This window comes from Kitasatospora sp. NPDC059827 (assembly GCF_042731675.1).
In the GTDB taxonomy this organism is placed as follows: domain Bacteria; phylum Actinomycetota; class Actinomycetes; order Streptomycetales; family Streptomycetaceae; genus Kitasatospora.
The window spans coordinates 1-21528 of the sequence record NZ_JBHWIV010000065.1 but is presented as its reverse complement, the minus strand read 5'-3'; the positions used below and the strand labels follow the sequence as shown (position 1 = coordinate 21528).

At 76.7% G+C, this 21528-nt stretch carries 13 protein-coding genes; 10 read left to right on the top strand and 3 right to left on the bottom strand.

All coding sequences use genetic code 11. The features are described from left to right. Positions 1–162 precede the first annotated feature (162 nt). From ACFV8H_RS30650 to ACFV8H_RS30620, 7 genes are all read left to right on the top strand, one after another. Positions 163–1512 carry an MFS transporter gene (locus ACFV8H_RS30650; protein ID WP_380406510.1) on the top strand — a complete coding sequence of 450 codons (1350 nt, stop codon included), beginning with the start codon at positions 163–165 and terminating at the stop codon, positions 1510–1512. 147 nt (positions 1513–1659) lie between these two features. Further along, entirely contained in the window at positions 1660–2916 is a 1257-nt protein-coding gene (locus tag ACFV8H_RS30645; protein WP_380406507.1) for a non-ribosomal peptide synthetase, read from the top strand. A gap of 250 nt (positions 2917–3166) precedes the next feature. Further along, positions 3167–6259, top strand: a complete 3093-nt coding sequence (locus ACFV8H_RS30640; protein WP_380406504.1) for an amino acid adenylation domain-containing protein — start codon at positions 3167–3169, stop codon at positions 6257–6259. After that, the gene (locus tag ACFV8H_RS30635) at positions 6256–7431 is read left to right on the top strand and encodes an acyl-CoA dehydrogenase family protein (protein ID WP_380406501.1); all 1176 of its coding nucleotides are present in this window, start codon (positions 6256–6258) and stop codon (positions 7429–7431) included. Before ACFV8H_RS30640 ends, ACFV8H_RS30635 begins: the two co-directional genes overlap by 4 nt. Positions 7432–7460: 29 nt before the next feature. Next, positions 7461–9248: a non-ribosomal peptide synthetase gene (locus ACFV8H_RS30630; RefSeq protein WP_380406499.1), complete on the top strand. Its 1788-nt coding sequence runs from the start codon at positions 7461–7463 to the stop codon at positions 9246–9248. 185 nt (positions 9249–9433) lie between these two features. Continuing rightward, positions 9434–11218 carry a non-ribosomal peptide synthetase gene (locus ACFV8H_RS30625; RefSeq protein WP_380406496.1) on the top strand — a complete coding sequence of 595 codons (1785 nt, stop codon included), beginning with the start codon at positions 9434–9436 and terminating at the stop codon, positions 11216–11218. Next, entirely contained in the window at positions 11215–14094 is a 2880-nt protein-coding gene (locus ACFV8H_RS30620) for a condensation domain-containing protein (RefSeq protein ID WP_380406493.1), read from the top strand. The genes ACFV8H_RS30625 and ACFV8H_RS30620 overlap by 4 nt, the downstream gene beginning before the upstream one ends. Before the next feature lie 171 nt (positions 14095–14265). Here ACFV8H_RS30620 and ACFV8H_RS30615 read toward each other — a convergent pair whose 3' ends face one another. The 3 genes from ACFV8H_RS30615 to ACFV8H_RS30605 form a co-directional block, all read right to left on the bottom strand. Next, positions 14266–15726 (bottom strand): VWA-like domain-containing protein, encoded by a 1461-nt coding sequence (locus tag ACFV8H_RS30615; RefSeq protein ID WP_380406490.1) that lies wholly within the window; start codon positions 15724–15726, stop codon positions 14266–14268. Then, complete coding sequence (locus ACFV8H_RS30610) at positions 15723–16982, bottom strand: AAA family ATPase (RefSeq protein ID WP_380406558.1); 1260 nt, start codon at positions 16980–16982, stop codon at positions 15723–15725. The genes ACFV8H_RS30615 and ACFV8H_RS30610 overlap by 4 nt, the downstream gene beginning before the upstream one ends. Positions 16983–17088: 106 nt before the next feature. Then, complete coding sequence (locus ACFV8H_RS30605; protein WP_380406487.1) at positions 17089–18447, bottom strand: hypothetical protein; 1359 nt, start codon at positions 18445–18447, stop codon at positions 17089–17091. 325 nt (positions 18448–18772) lie between these two features. On the opposite strand from ACFV8H_RS30605, the gene ACFV8H_RS30600 reads away from it, so the two are divergent. From ACFV8H_RS30600 to ACFV8H_RS30590, 3 genes are all read left to right on the top strand, one after another. After that, positions 18773–19372 (top strand): DUF1772 domain-containing protein, encoded by a 600-nt coding sequence (locus tag ACFV8H_RS30600; RefSeq protein WP_380406484.1) that lies wholly within the window; start codon positions 18773–18775, stop codon positions 19370–19372. Between the two features lie 213 nt (positions 19373–19585). Continuing rightward, positions 19586–20290, top strand: a complete 705-nt coding sequence (locus tag ACFV8H_RS30595) for a polysaccharide deacetylase family protein (protein WP_380406481.1) — start codon at positions 19586–19588, stop codon at positions 20288–20290. Between the two features lie 389 nt (positions 20291–20679). Next, positions 20680–21420 carry a DUF1062 domain-containing protein gene (locus ACFV8H_RS30590; RefSeq protein WP_380406478.1) on the top strand — a complete coding sequence of 247 codons (741 nt, stop codon included), beginning with the start codon at positions 20680–20682 and terminating at the stop codon, positions 21418–21420. The last annotated feature ends 108 nt before the right edge of the window (positions 21421–21528 follow it).

The following is a 21528-nucleotide window of genomic DNA, read 5'->3' as shown; positions in this document are numbered from 1 at the left end:
GGCCGGGCCGGGTGCGCGCCGTCGCGACGCCGGGGCATAAGGGCTCGTAGGGGAGGCGTCAGGGCCGGTCGCCGTGGTGGCGGGATCCGGCCGAGCCGGGGATCGTCCGGAAAGGGACCTGTTGCTTGCCCCGTGTCGAATGCGTGACCGAGAGTCGCATCGATGAACGAGAAGCCTCACTCCCGTCAGGCCCGTCTGTTCGGCCACCGCGACTTCCGGCTCCTGTTGACCGGAGCGGCGGCGGCCCAGACGGGCAGTCAGGTCACCCTGGTCGCGCTGCCCTTGGTGGCGGTGGTGGTGCTCGATGCCACCCCGTTCGAGGTCGGCCTGCTCACCGCCGCCGAGACCGCGGCCTTCCTGCTGGTCGGCCTGCCGGCCGGCGCCTGGCTGGACCGGATGCGCAAGCTTCCGGTGCTGATCCGCGCCGACGTGGTGCGCTGCCTCGCGGTCGGCTCGATCCCGCCGGCGGCGGCCTTCGGGGTGCTCACCATGCCCCAGCTCTACCTGGTCGCGCTGGTCACCGGGGTGGCCACGGTCTTCTTCGACGTGGCCCACCAGTCCCTCCTGCCCGCCGTCCTGCCGCGCGAGCAACTGGTCGCCGGAAACGGCGCCTTGGAGACCGTCCGCTCCTCGGCGCAGATCGCCGGGCCGGGGCTGGGCGGCGGACTGGTCCAGCTGCTCGGCGCACCGCTCGCCATCGTCGCCGACGCCTGCGGCTACCTCGCCTCGGCGCTGCTGCTCGCCCGGATCCGGGTCGAGGAGGAGCTGCCGGAGCCGGAGCCCGGCCGTTCGCTGCGGGCCGAGGTGGCCGAGGGCGTGCGCTTCGTGCTCGGCCACCCGCTGCTGCGGGCGATCGCCACCGCCACCGCCGTGTCCAACCTGTTCGCCGCCGTGCTGATGGCCGTTCAGACCGTCTTCTGGGTACGGGTGCTCGACCTGTCGCCCGGGGCCATCGGCGCCCTGCTGTCGGCCTCCGCCGTCGGCGGGCTGGCGGGCGCGCTGTGCGCGGGGCAGCTGTCCCGCTGGGTCGGGCAGGCCCGGCTGATCTGGCTGGCCACCGTGGTGACCGCGCCGTTCGCGCTGCTGTGGCCGCTGTCCGGCGGCGGTCCCGGCGCCGTGCTGTTCGGGGTCGGCTCCGGCGTGGTGCTGTTCGGCGCGGTCGCGTACAACGTCGCCCAGGTGAGCTTCCGGCAGAGCGTCTGCCCGCCCGAACTGCTCGGGCGGATGAACGCCACCATGCGCTTCCTGGTCTGGGGCACCCTGCCGATCGGCGCCCTCGCCGGCGGGGCCGTCGCCGACTGGGCCGGACCGCGCGCCGCGCTGTGGCTGTGCGCGGTGGGCTTCCTGCTGGTGCCGGTGCCGCTGCTGCTGTCGCCGCTGCGGCGGATGCGCGACCTGCCCACCGGGCCGGACGGACCCGAGGCCGGGGCCGGGGCCGGGGCCGAGGACGGGGCCGAGGACGGCGAGGACGACGTCCGACAGCCCGCCGTGAGCCCCACCGCCGCCCCCTGACCATCCGCCCCCTGACCATCCGCCCCTGACTCCCCGGCCGACGAACCGAACCGTCCGAACCGACGAACCGACGAACCGACCGAGCCGACGAAACCGTCCGAGCCGACGAAACCGTCCGAGCCGACACCGGAAACCGGAGACCGTTCCGTGCACGCCAGCATCACCGCCGCCTACCTCGCCCGGTACCGCGCCGCTGCCGCCGACTCCCCGGTGGAACTGCTCCCGCTGACCGGCGCCCAGCGGCGGTTCCTGATCACCCGCCGACTCGCCCCGCAGACCCGCTCCGACGTCGCCCCGCTGTTCTTCGCCTACCCCGCCGACGCCCTCGACCTGGACCGGCTGGGCCGCGCCGCCACCGCCGTCGCGGCCGCCCACCCGGCGCTGTGCGGCGCCTTCGTGACCGTGCGCGGCACCCCCGTGCTGCGCACCGGCGGTCCCTCGGTCGAGGTCGCCCGGATCGACGTGGACCCCGGCGCCGGCACCCACCGGGCGCTGCGCGCCGCGTTGCTGGACTGGCCGCTCGACGGGCCCGCGCTGCGCCTGCTGGTGGCCCGGGAGCCGGTCGGCGGCGAGGACCTGCTCGCCCTCGCGCTGGACCACGCGGCCTGCGACGAGCAGTCGCTCGGGGTGCTGGTCGGCGAACTCGCCGAGGCCTACCGGCGGGACGAGCCGCCCGCGCCCGGCCCCGGCCCGCAGGCCGTCGCCGACTTCCGGGAGGCCGTCGAACTCCAGCTGGCCGCCGAGGAGTCCGCCGCCGGCCCCGCCGCCCAGGCCCACTGGGGGCGCCGGCTCGGCGGTCTGAGCGGGGCGGGCGGCGGCGCCGCGCGGACCACCGGCATGCTGGTCGAGCGGCTGCCCGCCGTCCCGGCGAGCGCCCGCGGCGCGATCTTCCCCGCCCTGCTGGACGCCGTCGGCGCCGCCGCCCGGCGGCTGCACCGCGCGGACGGCCCGCTCGCGCTCGGCTACCCGTGGGGCGGCCGCCCGCCCGGCGCGCCCGCCGCGCTCGGCTGTTTCCTCAACACCCTGGTGCACGCCGTGCCCACCCGGCCCGCCACCGACCTGGAAGCGCTCTGCGACGACTGGTGGGACGACCTCGACCACGCCGGAACGCCCTTCGACGAGGTGGTCCGGGCCGCCCGGGTCGCCGGATCGCCCTGGTCCGGCGGGTTGGACGCGATGCTCACCTTCGAGGACCTCCAGCGCCGCCCGCCGCTGGTGCTCGGCGGCGTCCCCGGCCGCGAGGTCCACCTCGGCGGGCGCCCGCTCGCCGCGCCGACGGCCGTCTCCGCCTCCCACGGCGAGGAGCTGACGGTCCGCCTGGCCTGGGACGACGAGCGCTTCCCGGCCGCCGACGCGGAGGCCGCCTTCGCCGACCTGCTGGCCGTGCTGGGCCGCCACCTCTAGCCGTCACCTCCAGCCGCCACCTCCGGCCACCCTCCTCCGGCCGCCACCCCTGGATGTCACCTCCAGCCGGCACCCCTGGACGCCACGGCCCCTCAGACCCCATCCTCCCCAAGGACCACATCCACTCCAAGGACCCCGGGCCGCACCCTCACCCCGGTGCGGCCCGCCCCCACCGGCCGCGTCGGGACCACCCCACGCCCGCGCCCGGCCACCGCAGTGCCGACACGCCCACCACACAAGGGAATCATCCATGTTCGCACTCTCTCCGTCGCAGGAGATCGTCTGGCTGCACGAGCAGATGCAGCCGGGCAGCCGCGCCTACAACTTCACCGGCGTCCTCGACCTGTGGGGCACCCTCGACCGGGACGCCCTGCACGCCGGCCTGACCGCCGTGCTGGCCCAGCACCCCGGCCTGCGCCTGGAGTTGGTGGCCCGGGCGGAGGGCCTGCCCGGCCAGCGGGTCGCCGAGGACTGCCCGCCGGAGCTGCGGCACAGCGACTTCACCGCCGAGGCCGACCCGGAGGCCGTGTTCCGGACCCTGCTCGCCGCCGAGGCCGAGGAGCCGCTGGACACCGAGCGGGCGCCGCTGCTGCGCTGGCACCTGGTCAAGCTCGCCGACGACCACCACCGGCTGATCCACGTCGAGCACCACCTCGTGCACGACGGCCACTCCTTCGCGATCTTCCTGCGCGACCTGTTCACCGTCTACCGCGCCCATGTCCTCGGCGAGTCCTACGAGTTGGCCACCGCCCCCTCGTACGAGCAGCACGCCCGCACCGAGGCCGACCCGCAGGCCCGCGAGCGCGCCCTCGCCTTCTGGACCAAGGAGCTGGCCGACGCCCCGCGCGAGGTCACCCTGCCCGGGCTGGCCCACCCCGGCGTCGAGCGCCGCCACCGCGGCGGGCAGCTGCGCCAGTCGATCGGCGCCGACCTCGCCGAGCGGCTGCGCGAGCGCAGCCGGACCGACGGCCACACCCCGTTCAGCACCCTGCTCGCCCTGTTCGCCGAACTGCTGCGCCGGCACAGCGGCCACCGCGAGGTCACCGTCGGCACCGCCGTCGGCAACCGCCCGGAGGGCTTCGAGGGCACCGTCGGCATGTTCGTCAACACCGTGCCGCTGCGCCTGCGGCTCGACCCGGCCGCCTCCGGCACCGAGGCCGTCGACGAGGTCACCGACGTCCTGATGCGCGCCCTGCCCTACCAGGACCTGCCGGTGCAGGAGCTCACCCGCCGGCTCGGCCTGCACACCGGCGGCGCCGACAACCCGCTGTTCAACGTGATGTTCAGCGCCCACGACGCCGCGCTGCCCGACGTCCAGGCCCCCGGCCTCGACGTCTCGCTGTACGAGGGCTTCAACACCGGCACCACCCGCTTCGACCTCGACCTGGTGCTGCTGCCGGACGACCGCCGGGTGGTCGGCGAGAAGCACGGCGTCGCCGGGATGACCCTGATCTGGGACTACGACGCCGAACTGTTCGGCGAGGCCAGGGCCGTGCTGCTGTCCGAGCGCCTGCTGGAGCTGCTGCGCCGCTACCTGGACGACCCGGAGACGGTGCTCGCCGCGCTGGCCCCCGAGCCCGCGGCCGAGCCCGCCACCCCGGTCGTCCCGGCCGGACTCGACCCGGCCGCCGCCCACGACCCCACCGCGCTCGCCCTGCTGGCCGGCGCCGAGCGCATCACCTACGGCGAACTGGACCGCCGGGTCGGCGAGTTGGCCGACCGGATGCGCGCCGCCGGAGTCACCCCTGGCCAGCCGGTGGCCGCCGTCCTGCCGCGCGGCACCGACAGCGTGGTCGCCCTGCTGGCCTGCCTGCGCCTGGGCGCCGTCCACGCGCCGCTGTCCACCGAGGACCCGGCCGCCCGGCTGGGCCTGCTGCTGGAGCGGCTCGCCCCCGCGCTCGTCCTCGCCACCCGGCAGAGCGCGCTCGCGCTGCCCGCCGAGGGCGTCACCCCGGCGCTGCTGGACGGCCCCGCCTTCCCGAAGGCCGAGCCCGCCGCCGTCCTGGAGGGCGGCGCGTACGTCATCCACACCTCCGGCTCCACCGGCGTGCCCAAGCCCGTCCTGGTCGGCCGCGAGGCCCTCGCCGGGTACGTCGCCGCGGTCGCCGCCCGCTACGAACTCACCGCCGCCGACCGGGTGCTGCTGTTCGCCCGGCCCTCCTTCGACGTGTCGCTGGAGGAGGTGCTGCCCGCCCTCGCGGTCGGCGCCGCCCTGGTCGTGCCGCAGCGCGAGGTGCCCACCGGGCCCGAGCTGGTCGCCGTGCTCGCCGCCCGCGGCGTCACCGTCGCCAACCTGCCCACCAGCTACCTGCTCGCGGTCCGCGAGGACCTGCGCGAGGCGCTGCGCGACGGCCGCTGGACGCCGCGCCTGCTCGTCCTCGGCGGCGAGCGGCTGCCCGCCCGCGCCCTGGCCGGGCTGACCGAGGCCACCACGGTGCTCAACGCCTACGGCGTCACCGAGGCCACCGTCACCTCCACCGTCCACCGGGTCACCGCCGAGGACGTCGCCGAGAACGGCGAGATCCCGCTCGGCGCCGAACTCGACGGCGTGCGCCTGCACGTCCTGGACGAGACGCTGCGCCCGCTCCCGTACGGCTGCGTCGGCGAACTCGCCGTCAGCGGCGGCCTGCTGGCCGAGGGCTACGTCGGCCTGCCGGAGCCCACCGCGGCCCGCTTCATCACCGTCCCCGGCCTCGACGGCGCCCGGGTCTACCGCACCGGCGACCGGGGCTACCGCGACACCGAGGGGCGCCTGCGCTTCCTCGGTCGCGCCGACAACCAGGTCAAGCTGCGCGGCCACCGGATCGAACTGGAGGAGATCGAGGCCGCCGCCTCCGCCGAACTCGGCGGCCGCTCCTGCGCGGTGCTGCTGCACCACGACCCGCAGACCGGCCCCCGACTGGTCGGCTTCCTGGAGGGCGCCGACCGCCCCGACCAGGCCGCCCTGCACGACGCGCTGGCCCGCCGGCTGCCCGGCGGACTCGTCCCCGCCACCTGGACGGCCGTCGCCGCGATGCCCACCCTGCCCGGCGGCAAGCCCGACCGCGCCGCGCTCGCCCGGCTGGCCGAGCAGGCCCCGGCCGAGCAGGAGCAGGACAGCGCGCCCAGCGTCTTCGCCGACCCCGGCCAGGAGCTGATCGCCAGCGCCTGGCGCGAGGTGCTCGGCCACGACCGCTTCGGCGCGGACTCGCACTTCTTCGAGGTCGGCGGCCACTCGCTGCTCGCCGCCCAGCTCGCCGCCTTCCTGGAGCCGCACCTGGGCAGCCGCCCGCCGCTGCGCACCCTGTTCCGGCACGCCGTCCTGGCCGACCAGGCGCGCGTTCTCACCGGAGATGTGAAGTGACCGCCCCCTCCGCCGTCCTGGAGGACGGCCACCGCGAGCTCGTCGAGGCCTTCGAGAGCTTCATCCGCCGCGAACTCGTCCCGCTCGCCGCCGAGTTGCCGGAGACCGCCGACCAGGTCCCTGGCGACCTGCGGTCCTACGTCCGCAAGCGCTCCGCCGCGCTCGGCTTCTACGCCGGCGACTACCCCGAGGAACTCGGCGGCGCCGACATGCCGTTCACCGCCGTGGTGCTGCTGCACCACGCCGCCGGGCGCAGCGGCTGCGTGCTCGCCCCCTACGCGCTGGCCGGCTCCGACGGGCCCAGCCCGCTGCTGCGGCACGGCACCCCCGAGCAGATCGAGCGGCACCTGATCCCGCTGGTGCGCGGCGAGCAGACCCGCTGCCTGGCGCTCACCGAACCGCAGGCCGGCTCGGACGCCTTCCACCTCACCACCACCGCCGTGCGCACCGGCGACGGCTGGGTGCTGAACGGGCGCAAGACCTTCGTCAGCAACGCCGAACACGCGGGGATCGCCCTGGTGGTGGCCGCCACCGACCTCGGCGACGGCAAGGGCCCGACCGCCGGGGCGACCGCCTTCGTGCTGCCGATGGACCAGCCCGGCCTGCGGATCGGCCAGCGCTACGAGGGGATGTCCGGCGAGCCGCTGTTCGAACTGCTGCTGGACGGGGTCACCGTCGGCCCGGAGGCCGTGATCGGCGGCGAGGAGGGCATCGCCGCGGCCACCGCCCTCGCCATGGACAGCCTCTCCCGCGGCCGGCTGGTGGTCGCCGCGATGTGCAACGGCATCGCCGAGTACGCGCTGCGGATCGGCGTCGAGTACGCCCGCGAGCGGCGCGCCTTCGGCAAGGTCATCGGCGAGTACCAGCACATCCAGGAGCACCTGGTGACCACCCGCGCCGAGGTGGAGTGCGCCAAGCTGCTCACCCTCGCCTGCGCCCGGCTGGTCGACGAGGGCACCGAGGCGCCCGAGAACGCGGCGCTCGCCAAGCTCACCGCCTCCGAGACCGCCGTCCGCGCGGTGGACCGCTCGCTCCAGGTCCACGGCGCCACCGGGTGGGTGCGTGGCCACCCCTTGGAATTCCTGTACCGCTACGTCCGGATGACCACGATCATCGAAGGGACCTCCGAGGTCCAGAAGGTGATCATCGCCCGCTCCATGGGCCTGAACTGACGGTTTCTCGTACGTATCTGGAGACGATGATGGAATCCCTGAGCATCGGCTACGGCCGCCCGCACCAGGACGGCGCGGTCCTCGACCTGTTCACCACCTGGGCGCACCGCACCCCGCAGGCGCCCGCCCTGATCGACGGCGGGCGCACCCTCGGCTACGCCGAACTCGACCGCCTCGCCGACACCGTGGCGGAGTCCCTGCGCGGCAAGGTCGGCGCCGGCGACCTGGTCGGCGTCTGCCTCGGCCACTCGGCGGAGCTGGCCGCCGTCACCCTCGCGATAGCCAAGCTCGGCGCCGTCCACCTGCCGCTCGGCCCGCGCCCCGGCGAGAAGCGCCTCCAGGCCGTCGCCGAGCAGCTGCGCCCGGCCTGCCTGATCGGCGAGGCCGCCGTGCTGCCGCCCGGCGGCGAGCGGCTCGAACTCGACCTGCCCACCCCCGGCCTGCTGGCCGCCCTGACGCCCGGTGAGCAGGCGGGCGTGCCGGTCGGCACCCACTACGCCGTGCTCACCTCCGGCTCCACCGGCACCCCCAAGGCCGTCGCCGTCACCGAACCGGCGCTCGGCGCGCTGCTGCACTGGTACCGCGAGCTCACCGGCCTCGGCCCGGGCGAGCGGCACAGCCTGCTGATCGGGGTGGCCTTCGATCCGCACGTGATGGAGCTGTGGGCCACCCTCACCTCCGGCGCCGCCCTGGTCGTCGCCCCCGAGGCCGTCCGCTGGGACTCCGGCGCGCTCACCGACTGGCTGGGCGAGGCGGGCATCACCGCCGCCGTGCTGCCCACCCCGCTGGCCGAGCCGATCCTCGACCGGCCCTGGCCCGCCGGGCTGGCGCTGCGCCACCTGATGATCGGCGGCGACCGGCTGCGCCGCACCCCCGGGGCGGAGGTCACCGCCACCGTCCACAACGCGTACGGCCCCGCCGAGGCCACCGTCGTCACCACGGTGCACACCATGGCCCCCGGCGGCGGCCACGGCGCCGACGCGCCGCCGATCGGCCTGCCGATCGCGGGCGCCGTCGTGCTCGTCACCGACGAGCAGGGCAACCCGGTGCCCAGAGGGACGGCCGGGGAGCTGCGGATCGGCGGCCGGGGCCTGGCCGCCGGGTACCTCGACCCCGAGCTGACGGCCCGCCGCTTCGTCCAGGCGCCCCCCGGGGTGGACGGCACCGACCGGGTCTACCGCACCGGCGACCGGGTGGTGATGCGCGCCGACGGCGTGCTGGAGTTCCACGGCCGGCTGGACGACCAGGTCAAGGTCAGCGGGGTGCGGATCGAACCCGCCGAGGTGGAGGCCGCCTTCGAGCGCGACGGCCGGGTGCGCCGCGCCGTGGTCGCCGCCGAGACCGCGGCCACCACCGGCGTCCGACTGCTCGCCTTCGTCCAGGCCGAGCCCGACGCCGAACCGGCGAGCCTGCTGGAGGCCGTCCGGCCCTGGCTGCCCGAGCAGGCCGTGCCCTCGGCCGTACGGCTGGTCGACACCTTCCCGCTGGACCCCAACGGCAAGGTGGACCGCGCGGCGCTGCTGGCCGCGCTCGCCGCCGAGCCCGAGGCCCCGGCGGCCGCCGGCGAGGACGGCGACACCGCGGTCGAGCGCACCCTGGTGAAGCTCTGCCGCGAGCTGCTCGGCCGCGCCGACCTCGGCCCGGGCGACAACTTCCTGGCGTCGGGCGGCAACTCGCTCGCCGCCGCCCGACTGCTGGAGTCCCTGGAGGGGGAGTACGGCGTGCGGCTGCGCGCCCCCCTGCTGCTGCGCCAGCCCGACCTGCGGGCGGTCGCACGACTCATCGAGGAGCGGATGCCCAGCGCCTCCCTCGCCTGAGGACCCGGAGCCGTCCCGCACACCGGGCCCCGTCCGGCCCCGCGCGGGACGGCTCCGCCCCCGGAGCGGGACGGCTCCGCCCCCGGAGCGGGACGGCTCCGCCGCCGCCGCGCCCCCGTCGCACCTCCCGATCTGAACTGCGGCGCCCCGGCCCCAGCGCCGGGGCGCCCGGAAGGGACCCAGCCATGACGCCCGTCCTCCCCACCCTCCCCGCGCTGGTCGCCCGGCAGGCCGAGCAGCACCCGAGCGCGCTCGCCCTGACCGACGGCGCCACCTACCTCACCTACCGCGAACTCCACGACGCCGCCGGCCGCCTGGCCGCCGTCCTGGCCGCGCGCGGGATCGGCCCCGGCAGCGCCGTCGGCCTGCTGTGCGCCCGCTCGGCCAGGTTCGCCGTCGCCCAGCTCGCCGTCTGGCGGGCCGGCGGCCTCGTCGTCCCGCTCGACCCGGCCTACCCGCGTCCGCGCATCGCCGAGATGACCGCCGACGCGGACGTCCGCCTCGTCCTCGGCGACAAGGCGCTGCTCGCCGACGCCGCACTGCCCGCCGAACGCACCCTGGTGCTCACCGAGCGCGGCACCGAGGAGACCGGCGCGGCGGTGCCCGACGCCGCCCAACCGGACGCGCCCGCCCTGCTCTACTACACCTCCGGCTCCACCGGCCGCCCCAAGGGCGTGCTCGTCCCGCACCGCGCCGTCACCGACCTGGTCACCGCCCCCGACGGGCTCGCCCTCGGCCCGCGCGACCGGGTGCTCTTCCACTCCACCCCCTCCTTCGACGCCGCCACCTTCGAACTCTGGGCGCCGCTCGCCCAGGGCGCCGCCGTCGCCGTCTCCCCGGCCGAACGGCCCAGCGCCGAGGAACTCGTCCGCGACGTCGAGCGGTTCGGCGCCACCACCGCCTTCATCACCACCGCGCTCTTCCACCACCTGGCCGCCAAGGAGTCCCGGATCTTCGGCGTGCTGCGCACCCTGGCCGTCGGCGGCGAGGCGCTCGCCCCCGAGTACGCCGGGGCCGTGCTGCGGGCCTTCCCCTGGCTGGAGCTGTACAACGTCTACGGACCCACCGAGGCCACCACCTTCACCACCGCCCACCGGATCACCCCCGCCGACTGCGCGGGCGGCCCCGTCCCGATCGGACGCACCTTCGGCGGCGCCCGCGCCCTCGTCCTGGACGAGCGGCTCGCCCCGGTCGAACCCGGCACGGTCGGCGAACTGTGGATCGGCGGCGGGCGGCTCGCCCAGGGCTACCTCAACCGGCCCGAACTGACCGCCGACCGCTTCCGCGAACTCCCCGGCAGCGGCCGGGCCTACCGCAGCGGCGACCTGGTGCGCCAACGCACCGACGGCGCCCTGGAGTTCCACGGCCGCACCGACGACCAGGTGAAGGTCCGGGGCTTCCGGATCGAGCCCGGCGAGGTCGAGCAGGCCCTGCTGCGCTTCCCCGAGGTCGCCGAGGCGGCCGTGGTGGTCCGCCGCGCCGGACAGGCCGACGCCGCGCTCACCGCCTGCGTCGTCCTCGCCGAGGGCGCCGGGGCGGCCGCCGAAACCCTGCGTACCCGGCTCGCCGAGCTGCTGCCCGCCCACCTGGTCCCCACCGCCTGGGCCGTGCTGCCCGCACTGCCGCTCAACGGCAGCGGCAAGATCGACCGCCGCGCGCTCGCCGCCGCCCCGGACCCGGCGGCGGAGCGCACCGGCGTCGAGGTCGAACTCACCCCGATCCAGCGGGTCGTCGCCGAGGCCTGGAGCCGCGCCCTGGAACGCCCGATCACCGACCCGGCCGCCGACTTCCTCGCCGAGGGCGGCCACTCGCTGCTCGCCATGTGGGTCGTCGACGACCTCGCCGGCGAGTTCGGCATCGACCTGTCCCTCGCCGACTTCCTCGGCCACCCCACCGTGGCCGGCCAGGCCGAACTACTGGAACGCGCCCTGCGGGACGCCGACGACACCCAGGGAGCACCCCAGCGATGAGCAACGACCAGAACGACCTGCTGCGGCGCGCCCGCAACCGCCGCACCGCCCTCGCCCCGCAGCGCCCGGCCGCCGCCGCCGACGTCGACGCCGGCCCGGCCCCGCTCTCCCACGCCCAGCAGCGGATGTGGCTGATGGAGCACCTCGGCCAGGGCGGCGCCCTCTACAACGTCCCGATCGCCACCCGGCTGCGCGGACCGCTCGACCGGGCCGCCCTCGCCACCGCGCTCACCGGCCTCACCGAGCGGCACGCCGTCCTGCGCACCCGCTACCCGCGCCGCGGCGAACAGCCCTACCAGCACCTCGAAGCGGCCGGCCCCGTCCCGCTGGCCGTCCTGGACGCCACCGGCGACGGCACCGAGCAGCTGGCCGCCGAGGCCGCCCGCCCCTTCGACCTCACCGACGGGCCGGTGCTGCGCGCGCTGCTGCTGCGGCACGCGCCCGAGGACCACACCCTGCTGCTGACGATCCACCACATCGCCGTCGACGGCGGCTCGCTGCCCGTCCTGGCCGCCGACCTCGCCGAGCTGTACGCCGCCGCCCGCGACGGCGTCGAACCCCGGCTCCCGGCACCCGGCATGGCGTACGCCGAGTACGCCCGCCAGGAGCGCGCCCGCGACACCGAACTCACCGCCGCCGCCGACGCCCTCGCCGCCCGGCTGTCCGGCGCCCGCCCGCTGCCGCTGCTGCGGCCGGTCGCCCCCGGCGCCCGCGACCGCCGGGCCGGCCTGCACGCCGTGCCGCTCGACCCCGCCACCGTCGAGGGCCTTCGGCAGCTCGGCGCCCGGCACGGCGCCACCCTGTTCGCCGTCGTCCTCACCGCCGCCTTCGCCACCCTGCGCACCGCCGGCGGCCAGGACGACCTCACCCTCGGCTGCGCCAGCGGCCACCGGGCCCGCCCCGAACTGCGCCGCACCGTCGGCCTGGGCGTCAACACCCTCGCGGTGCGCGCCGAACCCGCCGGGGACGCCTCCTTCGCCGAGGCGCTCGCCCTGGTGCGCGGCGCCCTGCTGGAGGCCCAGCAGCACCACCAGGTGCCCTTCGACCTGGTGGTCGAGCGGCTCGGCGCGGCGGCGCGCGGCGCCGACGGCACCCCGCTGCTGTCGGCCAGCTGCGACCTGGTCCAGCCCGCGACCGCCCTGACGCTGCCCGGCCTGGACGCCGAACACGTCGACGTCGACCTGGAACTCGCCAAGTTCGACCTCACCCTGGTCCTGGAGGAGGGGCCGCGGCCGCGCTGCCTGGTCCAGCACGACCACGCGGCCCTGGACGGCGCCACCGCCGCCCGGCTGGCCGAGGCCTTCGCCGCCGTGCTCCGCGCGGTCGTCGAGGACGCGGACCGCCCGCTCGCCGAACTCCCCGGCGAACTGCTGGCCCGCGCCGACCGGCACCCGGTGCTGGAAGCCCTGGCGGCCCACCCCGGCGTGGCGGACGCGGCCGTGGTGGAGACCGCCGACGGCCCGCCGCTCGCCTACGCGGTGGTCCGCGGCGCGGTCGCCCCCAGCGGCACCGACCTACGCGCCCGGCTCCGGGCCGCCGTCCCCGCCGCCGAACTCCCGCTGGCCGTCACCCTGCTGGACCGCATCCCGCGCGGCGCGGACGGCGCCGTCGACCGCGGCCGCCTGCCCGGCTCCGCCGTCGCCGCGGCCCGCGCCGCTGCCGCCACTCCCGCCGCCCGGGCCGAGGCGGCCCGCGCCACGGCCGCGACCGGCCCGCTCGACCTGGTCCGCACCGCCTTCGGCGAACTGCTCGGCAGCGTCCCGCCCGCCGACGGCGACTTCTTCGCCCTCGGCGGCCACTCGCTGGTCGCCGTCCAGCTCGCCGAACGCCTGCGCACCCGCGTCGGCGTGCCGCTCACCGGCCTCGACATCCTGGAGCACCGCACCCCGCGCGCCCTCGCCGCCCTGCTCGCCGCCCGCGAGGAGGAACGCCGCGCCGCCCTCACCCGCGTCGACGGCCTCCACAGCACAGAGCCGCGCACCGGCACCGTGCTGCTCACCGGCGCCACCGGCGGCGTCGGCGCCGCCGTGCTCCAGGAACTGATGGCCCAGGGGCGGCCGGTACGCGTCCTGGTCCGCCCGGAGTCGGCCCACCTGCCGGCCCTGCACGGCGCCGAGATCGTCGAGGGCGACCTCGCCGACCTCGACAGCCTCCAGCGCGCCGTCAAGGGCGTGGACGCCGTCATCCACTCCGCCTGCACCTTCACCGACCACGAGGTCGACACGGCCGCCATGCGCGCCCTGCTGGACGGCTGGTCCGGCGGCCCGTTCGTCTTCGTCAGCAGCATCGACGCCTACGGGCGCCCGCCCGGCACCGAGGTCGCCGAGGGAGGCCCCAGCGGCGCACCCGTCACCGCCTACGGGCAGGCCAAGCTCGACTGCGAGCGGATGCTGTTCGAGACCGCCGAGGCCACCGGCCACGGCCCGGCCACCGTGGTGCGCGCCCCCATCGTCTGGGGCCCGCACCACCGCCTGCGCGACCAGCTCCGCTGGGGCTCCACCGGCGACCTCTACCAGGCCGCCCTGGCCGGCCGCCCGATCGCCCTGCCGGCCGCCGCCGACGGCGATCCGCAGGAGTGGCACGGCGCCGCCTGGGTGCACTCCGCCGCCCTGGCCCGCGCCCTCGCCGCCTGCGCCCTGCCCGACGGCCCCGCCGCCGGCCGGATCGTCAACGCGATCACCGGGCACGTCTCCTGGGCCGAGTTCGGCACCGAGCTGATCCGGCTGCTCGGCACGGACAGCACCCTGGACCTGCGCCCCGACGCCGACCCCGAGCTGCGCCGCCCGTGGCACTACCGGGCGGAGACCCTCGCGGCCGCGCTCCAGCCGGAGCCGGGCGAGGACTGGCGCAGCGTGCTGGCGGCCATGGTGGGCTGACGGCCCCCCGCCGGGCGGCGCTCGGCCTCCGGGTTCTCCCCGGGGGGCGGGCGCCGTCCGGCGGCAGCTCCGGTACCGGCGGCCGCCGGCCCTCGGCGCGGCGCCCGGCACCAGCGGGGGCCGACCGGCCCTCGCCGGTCGACGGCTCAGCGCCGACGCCGTCGGGCCGTCTCAGCCGATGTCGACCACCCGGGCCCAGCTCGGGGGTGCGTCCGGCCGGTACTCGCCGTTGTTCTCGTCGTACCGGGCCGTACGCCGGAACCGGCCCACCACCGTACGGCACGAGGGCGCGACCGCCGGCCAGGGCGTCTGCCCGTCCGTCAGCACCACGACGACGTCTGGCTGCGGCCTGGTCCGCAGCGCCGCCGCGAAGCCCGTCCGCAGGTCCGTCCCGCCGCCGCCGACCAGCGGGATGCCCGCCGCGCGGCAGAGCGCGCCGACGGACTGGGGGGCCGCGTCGCAGGACAGCACCGTGACCAGGTCGTGCCGGCCGCCGACCGCCCGGCCGATCGCCGCGACCTCCAGCAGCGCGCTGCCCAGCTCCTGGTCCGAGACCGACCCCGAGGTGTCGATCACCACCGACACCCGGGGCGGGCGCCGCCGCAGGCTCGGCAGCACCACGCCCGGCAGCGAGACCGAGCGGCGGGCCGGACGGCCGTAGCTGTAGTCCCCGCCCGCGCCCGGCCCGGAGACCGCCGAGCGCAGCGCCGCGCCCAGCAGTTGGCGCCACGGCTGCGGCGGGTGGAACGCCTCCTCGGCCCAGCGCCGCCAGCCCGCCGGGGCATCCCCGGGGCGGCCCCGGATGCCCTCGGCGACCCGGAAGCGGACCGCGTCCTGTTCCTGGGCGGTCAGCCCGTGGGCGCCGTCCGGGCCCAGCTCCCAGGGGCGGTCCACGCCGTCGGCGCCGCTGCCGCAGTCCAGCCAGGCCAGGTTCAGCCGGCGCAGGTCGAAGCGGAAGCCGCGGACGTAGTCCTCCATCAGCTTCCCCTCCGGCAGGTCGAGGCGCTTCGGCGTCAGCGCGCCCGCCGGCGTGACCAGGCCGTCGCCGAAGGCGTCGTCGTTGATCTCGCAGTCGGCGGCGATGTTCATCCGCAGCCGGTCCGCCGGTCCGGTCAGCCCGAGGCTGCGGGCCAGGCGGTCGCTGCGCCCGTGGTGGTCGCGCAGCAGGTGCGAGACCTCGTGGACCCAGATCGAGGCGAGGTCCTCCACCGCGGTGCGTTCGACGAAGGCGGGGGAGGCGTAGCAGCGCCAGTGGCGGTCCACGCCCATGGTCGGGACCTGGCGGTCCTCCACCAGGTGGAGGGCGAACAGCGCGGTCGCCAGGTAGGGGCGGGCCCGGGCGGCCTGGAGCCGGGCGGCGTACAGCTTGTCGAGGTCCAGCGGGCGCGGGTCCGCCGACGCGGACACCGGGGTCCGCACCGGTACGGATCCCGGGGTGGTCACCGGTACGACCAGCGGGCGGGCGGTGAGCGGCTTGCCGTGCCTGCGGACGTCCAGCGGTGTGGCGGCGGGCCGGGCGCTCCAACCGGTGTCCGGCGGGGTGGTGCCCTTCGGAGCGCTGCCCTTCGGCGTGGTGCCCTTCGGGGTGGTGCCCTTCGGGGTGCTCGCCCCGGGCGTGCGGCGGGTGCTCATCGGCCGGCCGTCACGTCGGCCCGGGCGGCCGTCCGGACGGCGGCTCGGTCGGCCCGCCGGGACAGCGCCACCGTCGAGGCGAGGTGCTCGATCGCCGCCGGGACCTCCCAGTCCTCCCGGCGCAGCGAGGCCAGCGTGGTGGCCGGGACGACCAGGACGTCCGGCGCGCCGGTCGCCATCGCCCGTACCAGCAGCGCCCAGGCCGCGTCCCAGCGTGCCCGCTCCGGCCGGTTGCGCACCGCGGCCACCACCCCGTCCAGCACCACCTGGCGCAGGTCCCCGCGTTCGGGCAGCACGGCGGCGGCCGGGTCGGCGAGCAGCAGCTCCGGGTCCGGCAGGTCCATCCGGTCCATGCTCGCCATCAGTTCCAGCCCCGGCCCGTCCCCGACCGTGCTCCGGACCAGCAGCGACAGCACCTCCCGGGAGGAGCCGGCCGCGGTGGCGAAGGCGATCAGCCGCAGCGTCATGTCCCAGCTGCGCGGGGACGGCCAGGCGCCGCCGCGCCGGGTCTCGCTGGTGGGCAGCCGGTGCACCAACTCCGGCCTGACCGTGAGCAGTTCGCAGACCGCTCGGCGGGCGAAGCCGACCGCCGCGGACAGTTCCGCCGGATCGAGCTCCGGCAGGGTGGCGACCGGCCACACCCCGCCGAGGCCGCGCACCACCACCTCGTGGTCGTGCACCCACTGGAGGTGGACGAACCGGTTCGCCAGCGGCGCGCTCAGCTCCCACCCGTCGGCGGCCGAGGAGCGCGGGTTCGCCGCCGCCACGATCCGTACGCCCGGCGGCAGTTGGAGCGAACCGATGCGCCGCTCCAGGACCAGCCGGAGCAGCGCCGCCTGGACGGCGGGCGGCGCGGTCGACAACTCGTCCAGGAACAGCAGCCCGTGCCCGGCCCGGACCAGGCGCACCGCCCAGTCCGGCGGGGCCAGCGGGACGCCCTGCTGCGCGGGGTCGTCGCCGACGACCGGCAGGCCGGAGAAGTCCGAGGGCTCGTGGACGCTGGCGATGACAGTGGTCAGCGGCAGGTCCAGGGCCTCGGCGAGCTGGTTGAGGGCGGCGGTCTTGCCGATGCCGGGCTCGCCCCAGAGCAGCACGGGCAGGTCCGCGGCCACCGCCAGGGTGAGCGCCTCCAGTTGGTCGTCCGGGCGGGGTTCGGTGCGGGTGTCGGCGAGCAGGTCGAGGAGCCGGCGGGCGACGTCGAGCCGGGCGGGGGCGGGCGTGGTCACGGGCATGGTCGCGGGCATGGTCGCGGGCATAGTCGCGGGCATGGTCATGGGCATGGGTGATCACCTTTGGGGGTCGGAGGACGGCAGATGGGTTCCGCGCGTGGCCGCGTGTGGCCGCGCGCGGGTGTGGAGCGGGTCAGCGGGCGGCGGTGCGCCGGGGCCGGGGGAACGCGTGGCTGCGACCCCGGTGCCGGGGCATGCCGAACCGGTAGAGGTCGTAGCGGGTCAGGGGTTTCGCCCTCTTCGCCTGCTGGTCGACGGTCAGGCCGGAGCGGTAGAGGCCGTAGGCGACCCGGCGTTCGGCGGTCGCCGCGAGCTCGTCCCGCAGGGGGCCGTCGCGCAGGGCCGCCTGTCGGCCGAGCAGGTCCTCCACCACGGCCAGGGCCCCGGCGGTGTCGCCGTGGTTCAACCGCTCCCGTACGTCGTCCAGTTCGGCCGGATCGCGGTGCGCCTGGTCGATGGCGCGCAGGCAGGGCAGCGGGGTGCCGGACAGCGCGGCCAGCAGTTCCTCGCGGCGCAGCTGGTCCGGGTCGTGGTCGAGTGCGGTCAGCACCCCGTCGACCACGGCGATCCGGTGCCGGGCCCCGCGGCACTCCACCAGCCGTTGTCCGGCGGGTGGTCGGTCCTTCCGCCCTGGTCGGTGGCCGGGCGCCAGCGCGGCCGCGACCAGGGGGTGCAGCCGGTCGGCGTCGAGCCCCCCGCTGTGCAGCAGGTCGAGGTCGGGCGGCACCCAGGTCGCCGCGTCGGGCAGCAGGGGCAGTGCCCGGAGGTCCCCGACGGCCGCGCGGATGCGGCCGTCGGGGGCGAGCACCAGCCGTTCGCCGCTCCCGAGCCGGACCGCGACGGGCCCGGGCGGGAGCCCCTCGGCGCGCAGCAGTAGCTCGGCCTCGGCGGCCCAGCGGTCGACGGCCCGGCGCAGCCCGTGCGGCCCGACTCCGTTGCCCGGTGGGCCAGTTGGCGGACACGACCCGGCCCTCGCCGCCAACTCCCCGCTGCGGCCCGCGTCCCACAGGTGCCGGTGCAGGTCGAGCCGGTACCGGCGGCTGGGGCGCGGATGGGGGTGCGGGGCCGGGCCGGGATCCGAACCGTCCCAGAGCGCCAGGCTGATCCGCTGCCCGTACTCCGCCCAGGCGGGCGGTGTCCGGACGACGAGGTGCACCGGGCGTTCGCCCGGATAGCGGGCGAGCGGCACGGTCAGCCCGGCGCGCAGCAGTCCGGCGGGGGCGGTGCGCGGCAGGTGCCAGCGCAGCAGGTCCGGTGCCAGGCGGCGCAGGTCCTCGCGGACCCGTTCGGCCAGGCTGTGCCCGTGGGCGTGTGCGACGTCCCGCAGGCGGAAGTCGACCTCGACGTTGGCGGCGGCGCAGGCCCCGGCCCAGTCACCGGCGAGTCGGCGCGCGGTGGCGGTTTCGATCATGGAGGGCGGCACGGCGTACTCGCGTACGCGCCGCCAGAAGGAGAAGCGGGAGTCGTCCTCGTTCGCGGTGTGAGTGAGCATCAGCACTCACCTTGAGCGAACGGGACCTCCGATCCGAGAGCAGCGAAAGTGTTCATCGCCGGGGAGCATAGCGCCCGCCGTCGCCGCCGCGCCACCGCTTTCCGCCGCGGTTTCGTCGCGGTCCCGCTGCGGGGCCGTCCTTCCGCTGCGCGCCCGCCGGTCCGCTCAAGGACCGCTGGAGGACAGGTCGAGGGCGGTGGTCGGCGGCGGCCGCGCCGTGCTCTGGTGGACGCCGGAGAAGGTGCGGCCCCGGGCCCCGGGGCCGGCCGGTGCCGTGGACGCTCACGCATGCGCCTGAGCGCCGGGGAGAACCGAAGGATGACCGATGAGCTCCAGCCAGTCCTCAACTCCTGCTCACCGCACCGCTCCAGGGGCCTTCGACGGCCTCGCCCGGGGAGGTGTACCGCCGGTGGCGCCCGCTGACCGTGGCGGGGCCGCCGGTCCGGTCCTGGTGGGTGCCACCCTCGCGATGGGCCTGATGGCCGGGCTGTTCTTCGCCTTCGACGTGGCGGTGATGCCGGGTCTGGCGGCCGGTGACGACCGGACGTACGTGACGGCGATGCAGCACATCAACACGTCGATCGAGAACGGTGTGTTCGGCCTGGTCTTCGTCGGCGCCTTGGTCGCGACGGGTGCCGCGGCCTGGCTCCAGCACCGGGCGGGCCGGCGGCGGGCGGCGCTCTGGGCGGCCGGGGCAACCCTGCTGTACGGGGTGGCGCTGATGGTCACCATGGGCGTCAACATCCCGCTGAACAACGACCTGGCGGCGGCCGGCGATCCGTCCCGGATCCTCGACCTCGCCGCGGTGCGGGCGAAGTTCGAGGGGACGTGGGTCGCGGCCAACGTGTGCCGCACGGCGCTCTGCACGGCGGGGCTGCTGGCGCTCGGCCGGGCGCTCGTCCTGCACGGGCGCGGCGCGCGCTGACCCCGGCCGCGCCCGGCGGAGCATACGCGCGGTCAACCCGCCGTCCGGCTGGCCGATTTCGTCCCCTTTCGTGCTCGGGCCGGTCGCGGTGCCGGCGGTCGGCGGCGCAGACTGGTCGGTACACGGCAGTTCCGACACCAGGGGGCAGGCATGGCCTTACGAGCCTTTGGGCGTAGCGGAGTTGGGCGACGGAAGGGTGGACGGCTCCGGGAGGTGGTCGGCGCGCTCGCCGTCGCCGCGCTGGCGGCGGGTGCGGTGGTCGGGGGCCCCGTCGGCACCGCGGACGCTGCTGGGTCCGCGGGGCTCGCCGGTCCGGCAGGGCTCGCCGGTCTCGCAGGTCCGGCCGGGAGCAAGGGCGGCGCCAAGGTCGTCTACCTCACCTTCGACGACGGCCCCAGCCCCGCCTACACCCCGAGGATCCTCTCGATCCTCGACCGCTACGGCGTCCGCGCGACCTTCTTCGAGCTCGGCGAGAACGTCGCCGCCCACCCCTCGCTCACCGCCCAGGTGGCCCGGCAGGGCCACAGCGTGCAGAACCACTCCTGGTCGCACCCGGACCTGCGCCGGCTCTCCGGCTCCTCCTTCACCGCCCAGGTCGGCGACACCGACCGGGTCATCCGCGCCCGGACGGGACACACCCCGACGTGCCTGCGCCCGCCGTACGGGGCGGTCAACGGCACGGTGCGCTCCCGGGCGGCGGCGCTCGGCAAGCAGGTCGTGCTCTGGTCGGTGGACCCGGCCGACTGGTCCAGGCCGGGGGCGGCGGCGATCCGGTCGCGGGTGTTGAACAACGTCCGCCCCGGTTCGGTGATCCTGCTCCACGACGGCGGCGGGGACCGCAGTCAGACGGCGGCGGCCCTGCCGACGATCCTGTCCACCCTCAAGGCGCGCGGGTACCGCTTCGCGACCCTCTGCTGACCGGGCCCGGCCCGGGGCCGACCCGGGGCCGACCGGAGCCGACCGGGGCCGACCCGGGCTGACCAGGCGCGGCCCGGTCAGCCCGGCCCCGACGGGCCCCACGGGCCCCGCCGAAAAACCGGTTGCCCGCGGGCCGATCCTCGACCACGATCATCCGCATGGACTTTTAACGGCTGCCACGTAGCACCAACGAACCCTTGTCGCGCGATCGACCTCGGAGCCTGACGGCTCGGTACCGAGGCGATGACCCGCGCCCACGTGTGCATCCGTCATCCCGGGAGCGCCCGCGATCCGCCCTGCCCTGCCCTGCTCCGGCCTGCCACGGTCGGTGCTGCTCGGCGGCGGGGCCCGTGGGGCGCTCCTGCAGAGTCCTGAGAGCAATCACCACCATGAATACCGACCGCAAGGCCCACTGGGCCGTGCGCCAGTCCGCCCTGCCCGCCATCGTCCGCCCCTGCCCGGACTGCCCCGGCAGCAGGCACCGCCCCTCGGGGAAGATCCGCGTCAACGCCAGCGGAAAGCTGCTGGACGTCTGGCTGCTGCTGAGCTGCGCGGGCTGCGACCGGACCTCGAAGGTGCCCGTCCACGAACGCGCCCACGTCTCCTCGCTCGACCCGGCCCGACTGGTGGCCTACGAGACGAACGACGCCGCCGTGGTGCGGGAGTTGGCGACGAGCGCCTCGCTCGCCGCCCGGAACTGCTACCGCCTCGACTGGACCGGCACCTGGGAGCTGGAGGTCCGGACGCCCCTGCACGCGCTCGACGACCCGACGCCGCTCACCGTCCTGGTCGGCTTCGAGCTGCCCGTGCCGGTCCGGGTCGAACGGCTGCTGATGCTCGGGCTCGGCCTCAGCCGCACCGCCGTGCGGCGGATGGTCGAGGACGGGCGGATCCAGCTGCCGCCCGCCCTGGCGCCGACGGCCAAGGCGCACCGGGACTTCGCACTCACCCTCCGGCGGCCCGCCGCGGTCCGGCGTGCCACGTCGGCCGGGGTTGCCGCACTGGTTCCGGCCGCCACAGCTGCGGACCTGGGCCGAGCGGACCTCAGCCGCGTGGACCTGAGCCGCCCCCGGGAGGCCTCCCGTACACCGAGGCGCGAGCCCCTCGTGGCGCGGGTCGCGGGCGGGTAAGGACGAGTACCGCCGCGCCTCCCGTGCGGCCCACCGGCCGGCGTTTAGCCGCGGGGGCCCCCAGGGGGCCCGCAACGTAGGGCGGCCCCCCAGCGGGGCCCCCCGACC